The organism is Labilibaculum manganireducens (assembly GCF_963665805.2).
GTDB classification, from domain to species: Bacteria; Bacteroidota; Bacteroidia; order Bacteroidales; family Marinifilaceae; genus Labilibaculum; species Labilibaculum manganireducens.
In genome coordinates this window covers 798013-810179 of record NZ_CAXXEE010000003.1, presented here as the reverse complement: position 1 = coordinate 810179, position 12167 = coordinate 798013, and the positions used below count along the sequence as shown (strand labels likewise).

The following is a 12167-nucleotide window of genomic DNA, read 5'->3' as shown; positions in this document are numbered from 1 at the left end:
TTGAATATGCTTACGAAAACGTTTTAAATAGATTCATTCTGATAACAAATCGTCACTGTCTTCTGTTTTTTTCTATATATTTGTCAATCTTAAAACTAAAACTTTACTTTTAATTAAAAACTAACATTTATGTTTAAAGGACATCCTAAAGGACTAATTCCTGCTGCTTTAGCAAACATGGGAGAACGATTTGGTTTCTACACCATGATGGCGATTCTGGTATTATTCTTACAAGCGAAGTTTGGCTTAAATGAATCTGATTCAGGTCTAATCTACGCAACATTTTACTCATCAATCTATTTCCTAGCTATTGTTGGAGGTATTATTGCTGATAAAACTAAAAATTACAAAGGAACTATTCTAGCCGGCTTACTAATGATGGCATTTGGTTACCTATTAATAGCCATTCCAACGCCTACTCCAGTGCCTAATTTGGCTTTATACCTAACTGCAACATGTGTCGGTTTAGCTGTAATTGCCTTTGGTAACGGTTTATTTAAAGGAAACTTGCAAGCTTTAGTAGGTCAAATGTATGATGATCCTAAGTATAATAAAGTCCGCGATTCAGGTTTCTCTTTATTCTATATGTTCATCAACGTTGGTGGTATCTTTGCGCCAATGATCGCACCAACCGTACGCAGCTGGTGGTTAGCTCGCTCTGGATATACTTATGAGGCAGCTTTACCTGAGCTTTGTCACCAACAACTTGCAGGCACGTTATCCGCGCAAGCTACGGAGAGTTATCACAAACTTGCGTCGGAAGTCAGCTCCATTCCTGTAACTGATTTTACTGCTTTCAGTAATGACTACTTAAATGTATTTAATGAAGGATTTCACTTCGCATTTGGCGTTGCAATTATTGCAATGCTGATCTCATTAGCTATCTATCTAAAAAACAAGAAAAACTTCCCTGATCCAGCTTTAAAAGCCGCTAAAGACAAAGAAGACAAGACTATTGTTCAAATGGATGTTAAAGAAGTTAAACAAAGAATATATGCTCTTTTAGCTGTATTCGGTGTTGTTATTTTCTTCTGGTTTTCTTTCCACCAAAATGGATTAACCCTTACATTCTTTGCTAGAGATTATACGCTTCTAAGTTTGGCTGGATATGATTTATCTCCTGAGATTTTTCAATCAATGAATCCATTCTTTGTGGTATTCTTAACTCCTATCGTTGTAGCTATATTTGGTTGGTTGCGTAATCGTGGCATTGAGCCTTCAACCCCTAAAAAGATTGCAATTGGTATGTTTATCGCAGCATTAGCTTATGTACTTATGACCTTAGGTTCTTTAAATGTACCATTATTGTCGGAAGTTAAAGAAATGGGGGGACTTCCTGATATAGATAAAGTAACTCCATTCCTATTAATTGGTGCTTACTTCATCTTAACTGTAGCCGAATTATTTATTAGCCCGCTAGGAATCTCTTTCGTATCGAAAGTAGCACCTCCTCAATATCAAGGTTTAATGCAAGGTTTATGGTTGGGTGCAACTGGTGCTGGTAATCAACTTTTAGTATTTGGTGCTATGCTTTATGCTGGTGTACCAATCTGGTTGACTTGGACAGTATTCATTGTTGCCTGTTCAATCTCAATGTTTATTATGATTTTTATGCTTAAATGGCTAGAGAAAGTTTCTGAGTAAGCAACTAAAAATATATTACATTACATAAAACCGTCTCAAATTGAGGCGGTTTTTTTATGCCTGCAGCTCTCCAATCAAATATTCGATACTCCAATCGATAAAATCAAATAGAATTTTTGCATCCTATTTAAGACATAAAGGTATTTTATATTATATTTGTTCTTATTCAAAACAATTCTAAATAAAACCTCATGTTTGAGAAACTTAAAAAGCGTTGGGAGATCACCTCTAACATCCAATTGATACTTATTTTTATTGCCTTTTCGGTTACCGGAAGTCTCGCGGTTATGGTACGCAAATCTGTTTTTTCCTACTTGTCAATTGGTACTGACACAAACCTGCTGATTAAAATTTTCATGAGCATTTTAATAATCACTCCAACCTACCAAGTGTTTTTAATTATTGTTGGTAGTCTATTGGGTCAATTTCGATTCTTTTGGAAATTTGAGAAGAAAATGCTGAGCCGTTTTATCCCTAAAAAGAAAAAACAACCTCTATCTTAGAAAAAGCGATATGGACCAAGAACACAATCACACTTACATGAATAAAGAAATAATCGCCGAAAAATTTCGCCTGCTACAAGACAGAATATGCAAAGCTATTGAAACAACCGATGGAAAAGTAAATTTTATTGAAGATACCTGGGAACGCAAAGAAGGTGGCGGCGGCAGAAGTAGAGTAATAGTGAATGGTAACATTATAGAAAAAGGTGGAGTTCAATTCTCAGCAGTTCACGGCAAACTACCAGAAAAAATCAAACACAAATTAAATCTTTCCAATTCAAATTTCTTTGCAACCGGAGTCTCACTAATAATGCATCCCGAAAATCCTCACGTACCGATCGTTCATATGAATGTTCGTTACTTCGAATTAGAGGATGGTACGTTTTGGTTCGGTGGAGGAATCGATCTTACTCCTATTTATATAAATGTAGATCAAGCCAAAGATTTTCACAAGGAACTGAAAGAAGTATGCGATCGTCATCATCCGAAATATTATTCAAAATTCAAAACTTGGGCTGATGATTATTTCTTTCTTCCCTTTCGGGAGGAAACCCGCGGTATTGGAGGAATATTCTTCGATCATTTAAATGGAACAGATGGTTTTAGCAAGGAGGAAATTTTTAATTTCACAATGGATGTAGGCAATTTATTTGCACCTCTTTACTGTCGAATAATGAGCAAGAATAAGGAGGAAAGCTATTCGGAGAAAGAAAAAGACTGGCAATTGCACCGACGAGGGAGATACGCAGAATTCAACCTGGTACTTGATAAAGGAACCAAATTTGGACTGGATACCAATGGAAGAACTGAATCAATACTGGTCAGCATGCCACCCGAAGTAAAATGGACTTATCAGTACCCAATTGAAAGCGGTTCCAAAGAAGAGTTAACACTTTCTCTTCTAAAAAAAGGAATTAATTGGGTGGAATAATTACAATCCTGTTTATACCAATTTAATTTCAAAATAGACTTTAATTAAAATGAATTAATTTTTAGCTGTATCGAGGCAAAAAAGTAAAGCATAGCCATGTTACGATGCATCTTTTTTAACGAAGATATAGCTGAAAAGAAACATTTTATAAGGCATGTTTTGATGTTAATTTGGTATTACTTACCAAATCAAAAAACAATTCGCTGTTTGATTTGTTTAGAAGTAGAAGAAAATTTTTATTACTTTAAACTGGGAAACAGCTAAGCACTCCTTTTTTATCTCAATAATCAACACGAACACTATGTCAAAAAAAACGACTGTTTTACTACTCAATTTAGGAACACCAAAAAGTCCTGATGTATCTGATGTTCGCACCTATCTTTTCGAATTCCTAAACGACCCGAGAGTAATTGACATTCCCTGGTTGTTACGGAAAATATTAGTAAACCTTATTATCGTTCCTTTTCGGGCAAAAGGTTCATCAAAAATCTACAAAAAGTTGTGGACCAAAGAAGGTTCTCCACTGATGATTTACGGAGAAAAAGTAAAAGGCTTGCTTCAAAAGCAACTGGATTCCAATTTTACTGTAGAGCTGGCCATGCGCTATCAGCAACCATCGATGAAGAGCGTTTTGGATAAAATACAAAAGGATATGCCTCAGAAGTTGATTATCCTTCCAATGTATCCTCAATATGCTTCCTCATCAACAGGTTCTACCTTCCAGAAGGCTATGGAAATTATCAAATCCTGGGAAGTAATTCCTGAAGTTAAATTTGTAAACCAATTCTTCGACCATGAAGGATACCTTGATACTATTGCTGAAAATGCCAAAATGCATGATTTAAACAATTTTGATCATTTCATATTCTCTTATCATGGACTGCCAATTCGTCAAATAAACAAAGTTCATCCTAACCGGAATTGTTTTAAATGCGATTGTCACAAAAAATTTATTCCGGAAACAGATTATTATTGTTACCGTTCAACCTGCTTCGAGACCAGTCGCTTATTGGCTGAAAAATTATCTATTCCCAAAGAAAAATATACCGTTTCCTTTCAATCCCGATTGGACAAAAACTGGCTGGAACCATTCTCGGATAAAGTAGTGGAAGAAAAAGCAAAAAATGGCACTAAAAAGATACTTGTTTTCAGTCCTGCTTTTGTTGCTGATTGCTTAGAGACAACTGTAGAAATTGGAATGGAATACCGAGAAATTTTCGAGGAAAACGGTGGCGAAAAATTAGCCTTGGTTGAGAGCCTAAACGATCATCCGAAGTGGATTGCCACCTTGAAGGATTTGGTAATTAATTCATAACCTCAAATAATTAATTCGCCTAAGAAGCTGTTCAAATTTATTTTTAGAAAGTAAAACCCTCGAAAGCCAGAAGCAATAAGCATTTTGCAGAGAAACATCAAAAATAAGTCGTTATTATTTGTTAATGCCTTCACCAAAGGCTTAAACGGCCATTATTATTTGTTAATACCTCCACCAAAGGCTTAGGCAAGTCATTATAATACGTTAACGGCTTCGTTAAATGAAAAAATCGCAATTATAATTTTATAAAAGCGAGGGCAATACATTAGGCAGGTAATTATTAGTTGTTAATACCAATTTAATTTCAAAAGTATCTTTAGAAGCTGTTTAAATTTATTTATAGAAATTTTTATCGAAGAAAAAAGACTCATAATAAGGCAAATTTGATGCGAATAGTGGTTCTTGACCTTTTTGGTTTATGAAAAGCTAAAGAATAAATTTTTAAATAGTTTCTAATTTTAAGCCCGATCAATTGTTGTTTCCCAAAAATACATTGGAGGATTACACTCCTTGAAACCTTCCGAAAGGTAAAGATTTTGAGCTGTTTGATTGTCGTTTCGAACCTCTAAGGTTATTTTGCAGCAATCTATCTTCCTGGCAATGGCTTTAACAGATTGCATTAAGAATCGCCCTACACCTTTCCCCCTGTAATCACGTAAAACTATTAAGTCATGAATATTTATGAGAGAAGACATCTTAAACGTTGAAAAATTCACAAAGCAATTCGCCAAAGCAATATATTTATTCTCATTTATCACCAACACACCAATATAATTATCCTGTTTTTGCAATCCACGTACTAATTCTTTGAAAGAATCGACGTGCAATGGCTTTTCACATCCCATCCGATCCAACATATATGCATTCATTAAATTGAACAATGCAGCCTGATGATCCGGATCATCAAGATCCAACTCGACATAAGAATAAGAAGGTCTTGTCATATTTATAGTTTGGAAATCTATTTTAAAATTACACTTTAAAACGCCAGGTTTCAATCTCATATTTTTTTACTCTTGTCCCCAGCATTCTCTCTGTAATACAAAGCAATTCAGCCGCTTTTGTCACATTCCCGGCCGTAGTCGTGAGTGCATCCCGAATCAATTGTTTTTCAAGCTGCTCAACCACAACCATCATTCCACCTTCCATTACACTGTTTGTTGAATCGGCAGTTTGAAGAGTTGGGGGTAAATCGTAACTATGAATAACATTATCTTTCGTCATTATGCACGATCGCTCAATTACATTCTCCAATTCCCGAATATTTCCCGGCCAACGATGAACCATCAACATATTTATTGCAGATGTTGTAATTCTTTTAATTTGAAAATTATTCTTTCGATTAAATTTATCGATAAAATGATCAACCAAAATTGGAATATCATCTCTTCTGTGTCGTAAAGGAGGAATAAATATTGGAAAAACATTAATTCTGTAATAGAAATCTTCTCTAAAATCACCATTCTCAATTAGCTCCTCCAAATTACGGTTTGTTGCTGCCACTATTCGCACATCAACCTTAATGGTTTTAGAACCACCCACACGTTCAAACTCTCTTTCCTGCAGAACCCGTAACAATTTTACTTGCGTAGATAAAGGCAAATCACCTATTTCATCCAAAAATATTGTTCCCCCATCGGCCAATTCAAACCGTCCTTTTCTCATTTGATCAGCTCCTGTATATGCACCTTTCTCATGTCCAAAAAGTTCACTTTCAATTAAACTTTCCGGCAATGCAGAACAATTTACTTTAATTAGTTTACGATCCTTTTGTTTGCTTTTGGCATGTATTTCCTCAGCAAATAGTTCTTTTCCAATCCCACTTTCGCCACGTAACAAAACCGTGCTGTTTGTTTGGGCCACCCGATTCACCAATGCATACAAATCACACATTTTGCCTGAGTTACCAATAATATTATGCGGTTTTTGGCTATCGAGCTGACTTTGCAATTCTCTGTTTTGTTCTCGTAATGCTTCTAATTCTTCAAGCTTAGCTTGCTTATATCGGGCCGTTTTTGCAATCATCGATCCAACAATACTCAATAGCTGAATATCCTCATTAACAGAAATATTGGAATTGTAAATTCTCACAACACTTAAGGCTCCGGTTACAACATTATCAAGCAAAAGCGGCACACAAATAAAAGTTAACTCGTGTCCGTCTTTTGTAAGTTCCGTTTTAATTTTGTTGATAAAAAGTTTCGATTTTGATATTTCAGAAATAACAACAGGTCTGGCCAATTCAACAACCTTACCTATAATTCCTTCACCCAAATCGTACTTTCCCCTTGCTTGCTGCGATGCACTTAATCCATAGGCAGCCTCAATCATCATCCGGTTTGTTTGCCGATTAAAAATCGTGATAAAACTTCTTTCGGCATTCAAATGTTTCACCAAACAAGCTAATATCGGAGATAAATCCTTTTTTAATTCATTACTGTTCAAAAGTCTTTGGCTTATATCGAAAAGAAGAGACATTTCATTAAAACCATAACATTCGTCGCCTGCTTTTTTGCATTTTAAACTCATAAGCGAATATTTAAGGGGGTACATCTGCAAAATTATAAAAAAAGCAACAACACCCCCATAAAATACACAATTCATTTAATAATTTATATTTATTACAAATCATACCCTATTAAAAATACAGTTTGATACGAATAAAAACACATTAAAAACCAACACACCCCCATTTAAACAATTCCCATCACTTACAAAACCATTTTATTACAGTTTGAATCCTCAATTCAACATCGTGTTTAAAATACATTTCTGTATGAATCAAATAATCAAACAGATCGAAATCCCTTACTGAACCAACGATTACACACTTAAATTCAAATATGTACTCCAAAACCATATTTCCTACAAATTTGTAGGAAATCGAAGTGTCTGCAATGCAAAACAAATACGGATAAAGAAACAATAAACACCTCTGCAACAAACACTTAAACACCACAAAAGACCAGGAGAAACGAAACTAAAAAAGCAAATGGTACGCTTTATGAATACGGCTTGGCAACTATTAACCCAAATAAAAATAACAGACATGAGAAAAATTGCCATTTACGGAAAAGGTGGAATTGGAAAATCAACTACAACCCAAAACACTGTAGCAGGTCTAGTTGAAGCTGGAAAAAACATCATGGTTGTTGGATGTGATCCCAAAGCCGACTCCACAAGATTATTATTAGGAGGATTAGCTCAAAAAACAGTTCTTGACACACTGCGTGAAGAAGGAGAAGATGTTGATTTGGATGATATTGTTCGTCCTGGTTACGGTGGAGTAAGATGTGTTGAATCAGGAGGACCTGAACCAGGAGTTGGCTGCGCCGGTCGTGGAATTATTACTTCGATTAATATGTTGGAACAGCTGGGTGCCTGGGATGACAAATACGAAATAGACTACACATTCTACGATGTTCTTGGAGATGTGGTTTGCGGCGGTTTCGCAATGCCAATACGTGAAGGAAAAGCGGAAGAAATTTACATTGTTGTTTCCGGTGAAATGATGGCCATGTATGCCGCAAACAATATCTGTAAAGGAATTCAAAAATACGCTCAGAACGGAGTTGTTCGTTTGGGAGGTTTAATTTGCAACTCACGAAACGTGGATCACGAAAGTGATATGATTGAAGAACTTGCCAGAAAGTTAGGCACACAAATGATTCACTTTGTTCCTCGTGATAATGTTGTTCAAAGAGCTGAAATTCATCGTAAAACAGTAATTGAATACGAACCGGAACATGGTCAGGCCGACGAATACCGTAAATTATCCAATGCCATTGATGGCAATGAAATGTTTGTAATTCCTACACCACTGGAAATGGAAGAATTGGAAAAGCTTCTAATCGATTTTGGTATCGACGCTTAATAACCCACCCAAATTAATAAAACACATAATCCCAAACATTTAAAACAATACAGACTATGTTAATGATAAAAGCAATAATCCGCCCTGAAAAAACCAATAAGGTCTTAAAAGCATTATTCGAAGCAGGGTACATCGCTGTAACAAAAATGCCGGTTGTTGGCCGCGGTAAGCAGCGAGGAATAAAAATTGGTGATGTTACCTATGATGAACTTCCTAAAGAAATGCTAATGATGGTGATAAAAGATGAAGACAAGGATTTTGCCATCAATACCATTTTGGACGCTGCCCGATCTACACCAAAAGGTGCCTTTGGTGATGGAAAAATATTTGTATCTCCTGTTGAAGAAGCCTATACAATAAGTAGAGGGACCAAAGAATTATAAACCTAAAAACTCGAAGGTATGAAGTGTATAATGTCCATTATCAAGATTAACAAAATGAACAAAACCAAAAGGGCTTTACGTGATGCCGGATTTTCTTCGATGACTGCCACAGGCAGTGTTTTCGGACGCGGCAAAGGCCTTTGGGATGCTAAAGTTTTAGAAGGTGTAAAGAATGATCAGCCTGAAGCATTGGAGCTTTTAGGAAAAGAACCCAGACTTCGCCCTCAACGCCTGCTTCAAGTTGTTGTTCCGAACCATAAGGTTTCCGAATGTATTGAAACAATCATCGAAGCCAATCAATCAAAAAAACCAGGAGATGGTAAAATTTTCGTTTTGCCTGTAAATGAAGCGATACGTGTTAGAACCGCAGAAAGCGGTGATCAAGTTCTGGATAATTAAACGAAAAGCTATGGTAAAAAAATTAGATATAACACAGGGCTTGCCGGATCCATCGAAAGTGATGGATGAAATTATGACAAAATACCCGACAAAAATCGCCAAAAAACGTCAAAAGTCATTGGTGGTTAATGATCCTGCCGAAGGAAAAGAAATTCAAGCCAACGTAAGAACCATTCCGGGAATTATTACACAACGAGGATGTACTTACGCAGGATGTAAAGGGGTAGTTTTAGGCCCAACCAGAGATATTATCAATTTGGTTCACGGGCCAATTGGTTGTAGTTTTTACGCCTGGCTTACAAGAAGAAACCAAACCAGACCTGCTGAAGGAGAAGACAACTTTATTACCTACAGTTTTTCTACCGACATACAGGATTCAAACATTGTATTTGGTGGTGAAGCTAAGCTAAAAGATGCCGTTCGCGAAGCATTCGAGATTTTTAAACCCAAAGCGATTGGTATTTTCTCAACTTGTCCTGTTGGTCTTATTGGAGATGATGTTCACTCAGTATCCCGCGAAATGAAAGAAGAATTGGGAATTAATATTTTCGGTTTTAGTTGCGAAGGATACCGAGGCGTGTCGCAGTCTGCTGGTCACCACATTGCAAACAATGGTGTATTCAAAAATGTAATTGGCAATAACAACAGAGAGCGAATCGGTAAATACCAAATTAATTTGCTTGGCGAATACAATATTGGTGGTGATGCTTTTGAATTGGAAAGATTGTTTGATGAAGCAGGAATCACTTTGTTATCCACATTTAGTGGAAACTCTACGATCGAAAGCATGGAATACTCTCACATGGCCGATCTGAACCTGATTATGTGTCACCGCTCCATCAATTACATTGCCGAGATGATGGAAGAAAAATATGGCATCCCTTGGGTGAAAGTCAGCTTTATAGGTGCTGAAGGAAGTGCAAAAGCTCTTCGAAAAGTTGCTGAATATTTTGATGATGCAGAACTAAGCGCAAAAGTGGAGGAAATTATTAAGCGTGAAATGAAGAAGGTTGAAGTGGTAAGAGAAGCCGTGAAATCAAAAACAGAAGGCAAATTAGCCATGATGTTTGTTGGAGGTTCAAGGGCTCATCATTATCAGGATTTATTCACAGAAATAGGCGTAACCACAGTATCGGCAGGATATGAATTTGCTCACCGTGACGATTACGAAGGCAGAGATGTTATTCCAAGTATTAAGATTGATGCCGACACCCGAAACATTGAAGATCTGACTGTTGAGAAAGATCTTGAATTATACCGCGAAGACTTGGCTGTAAAAAAAGAAAAGCTTCTTAAAAATGGTTACGAATTCAGCAACTATGACGGCATGATGCCCGAAATGAAAAAGAACTCACTGGTTATTGATGACATCAACCATTGGGAAACCGAAAAGCTGATTGAATACTACAAACCTGATATTTTTTGTGCAGGTATTAAGGAAAAATATGTGGTACAAAAGTCAGGAGTTCCATTGAAACAACTACACAGTTACGATTACGGTGGACCCTATGCAGGTTTTGAAGGAGCAATCAATTTCTATCTGGAAATGGAGCGTATGCTTTGCACAAGAATCTGGAAAATGGTTACTACACCTTGGAAAACCGACCCTGAAATTGTTGGAAGTTTTGCCATTAACGAATAAAGGAGGACAAATAGATGTTATTAAATCATACAACAAGTAAAATAGTAGAGAGAAAGGCCTTAACGGTAAATCCGGCAAAGACCTGTCAGCCTATTGGTGCAATGTATGCCGCATTAGGAATACACGGATGTTTGCCTCACAGTCATGGCTCACAAGGTTGCTGTTCCTATCACAGAAGTACTTTAACCCGACACTACAAAGAACCTGTAATGGCTGCAACCAGTTCATTTACCGAAGGTTCATCTGTTTTTGGCGGACAAGCAAACTTACTGCAGGCAATCACGAATATTTTTACAATATACGAACCGGATATAATTGCAGTGCATTCCACCTGTCTGTCGGAAACAATTGGCGATGACTTAGGTCAGATTGTAAGTAAGGCTGCATCGGATGGTAAAATTCCGGAAGGAAAGCACGTGATACAGGCTCCAACCCCAAGTTATGTGGGGAGTCATATAACTGGTTACGCCAATATGCTGGAAGGTATTGTAAAATATTTCGCTAAGAAAAGCGATAACCTTAAAAATCAGCTGAATATTCTCTCTGGTTGGGTAGAACCTTCTGATATGAGAGAATTAAAAAGGATTTTAAAACTAATGAAGGTGAAAAATGTTTTGCTTCCTGACACTTCAGATGTCTTGGATTCGCCAATGAACGGGAAATTTGAAATGTATCCCAAAGGAGGAACTACAATTCCTGAAATGGTAAGCATGGGTGACAGCCTTCATACTATTGCTTTGGGTGAATGGGCAACGGAAAAAGCAGCTATCAATCTCGACAATCAGTGTAAAGTAAAATTCAGTATGCAGGATCTGCCAATTGGCATTCAGGCAACTGACCGTTTTATTCAGTCACTGGCAAAACTTGGATCTGTTTCTGTTCCTGAATCCATTAACGATGAACGTGGACGTTTGGTTGATGTGATTACTGATATGCACCAATACCTGTATGGTAAACGTGTTGCATTATGGGGTGATCCCGATCAATTGATTCCATTAGTAGAATTTTTGGTAGACATGGATATGAAACCAGTTTACATTGTTTCAGGAACTCCAGGTAAAACATTCGAAAAAAGAATGGAAAAGATTCTAAGCAAAAGTGTACCAGAGGCCAAATATAAAAACGGTGCCAATGCCGATATGTTTTTAATGCACCAATGGATCAAAGAAAATCCTGTAGATCTGTTAATTGGAAACACCTATGGAAAATACATTTCGAGAGATGAAAAGATTCCATTTGTACGAATGGGCTTCCCAATTATTGACCGTATCGGACACAGTTATTTTCCAACGCTAGGCTATATGGGAGGATTGAGAATTCTTGAAAAAATTCTTTCTGAACTTATGGATCAGCAGGATGCAGCCTGCCCTGAAGAATCATTCGAACTGGTAATGTAGTGATGCGATGAAATGAAGGAGGTAACTAGCTAATTTGAAAATCATACCCTTTTCTCATAACTAGGATAAAGTGTCTCAC

At 36.8% G+C, this 12167-nt stretch carries 11 protein-coding genes; 9 read left to right on the top strand and 2 right to left on the bottom strand.

Annotated elements, in window-relative coordinates; all coding sequences use genetic code 11:
• Nucleotides 1-129: 129 nt before the first annotated feature.
• The 4 genes from ACHZAX_RS03230 to hemH all read left to right on the top strand — a co-directional run bounded on the left by ACHZAX_RS03230 (nt 130) and on the right by hemH (nt 4393).
• The gene (locus ACHZAX_RS03230) at nt 130-1644 is read left to right on the top strand and encodes a peptide MFS transporter (RefSeq protein WP_320018002.1); all 1515 of its coding nucleotides are present in this window, start codon (nt 130-132) and stop codon (nt 1642-1644) included.
• Between the two features lie 191 nt (nt 1645-1835).
• Nucleotides 1836-2147 (top strand): DUF6787 family protein, encoded by a 312-nt coding sequence (locus ACHZAX_RS03225; protein WP_320018001.1) that lies wholly within the window; start codon nt 1836-1838, stop codon nt 2145-2147.
• Nucleotides 2148-2184: 37 nt separating this feature from the next.
• Nucleotides 2185-3078, top strand: a complete 894-nt coding sequence (gene hemF, locus ACHZAX_RS03220; protein ID WP_320018000.1) for an oxygen-dependent coproporphyrinogen oxidase — start codon at nt 2185-2187, stop codon at nt 3076-3078.
• 301 nt (nt 3079-3379) lie between these two features.
• Entirely contained in the window at nt 3380-4393 is a 1014-nt protein-coding gene (gene hemH / locus ACHZAX_RS03215; RefSeq protein WP_320017999.1) for a ferrochelatase, read from the top strand.
• A gap of 458 nt (nt 4394-4851) precedes the next feature.
• On the opposite strand, the gene ACHZAX_RS03210 is transcribed toward hemH, so the two are convergent.
• Both ACHZAX_RS03210 and ACHZAX_RS03205 read right to left on the bottom strand, forming a co-directional pair.
• Nucleotides 4852-5337, bottom strand: coding sequence for a GNAT family N-acetyltransferase (locus tag ACHZAX_RS03210; RefSeq protein WP_320017998.1), 486 nt, complete (start codon nt 5335-5337; stop codon nt 4852-4854).
• Between the two features lie 28 nt (nt 5338-5365).
• Nucleotides 5366-6922, bottom strand: coding sequence for a sigma-54 interaction domain-containing protein (locus ACHZAX_RS03205; RefSeq protein WP_101310168.1), 1557 nt, complete (start codon nt 6920-6922; stop codon nt 5366-5368).
• Between the two features lie 520 nt (nt 6923-7442).
• Here ACHZAX_RS03205 and nifH point away from each other — a divergent pair.
• From nifH to nifK, 5 genes are read left to right on the top strand one after another with little or no spacing between them, the layout of a single operon-like run.
• Entirely contained in the window at nt 7443-8267 is an 825-nt protein-coding gene (gene nifH, locus ACHZAX_RS03200) for a nitrogenase iron protein (protein WP_321318269.1), read from the top strand.
• A 56-nt stretch (nt 8268-8323) separates the two neighbouring features.
• Nucleotides 8324-8650: a P-II family nitrogen regulator gene (locus ACHZAX_RS03195; protein WP_394698209.1), complete on the top strand. Its 327-nt coding sequence runs from the start codon at nt 8324-8326 to the stop codon at nt 8648-8650.
• Between the two features lie 18 nt (nt 8651-8668).
• On the top strand, nt 8669-9049 hold the full coding sequence (locus ACHZAX_RS03190) for a P-II family nitrogen regulator (RefSeq protein WP_320017996.1): 381 nt from the start codon (nt 8669-8671) through the stop codon (nt 9047-9049).
• 10 nt (nt 9050-9059) lie between these two features.
• Nucleotides 9060-10691, top strand: a complete 1632-nt coding sequence (nifD, locus tag ACHZAX_RS03185; protein WP_320017995.1) for a nitrogenase molybdenum-iron protein alpha chain — start codon at nt 9060-9062, stop codon at nt 10689-10691.
• 14 nt (nt 10692-10705) lie between these two features.
• Entirely contained in the window at nt 10706-12088 is a 1383-nt protein-coding gene (nifK, locus tag ACHZAX_RS03180; RefSeq protein ID WP_320017994.1) for a nitrogenase molybdenum-iron protein subunit beta, read from the top strand.
• The last annotated feature ends 79 nt before the right edge of the window (nt 12089-12167 follow it).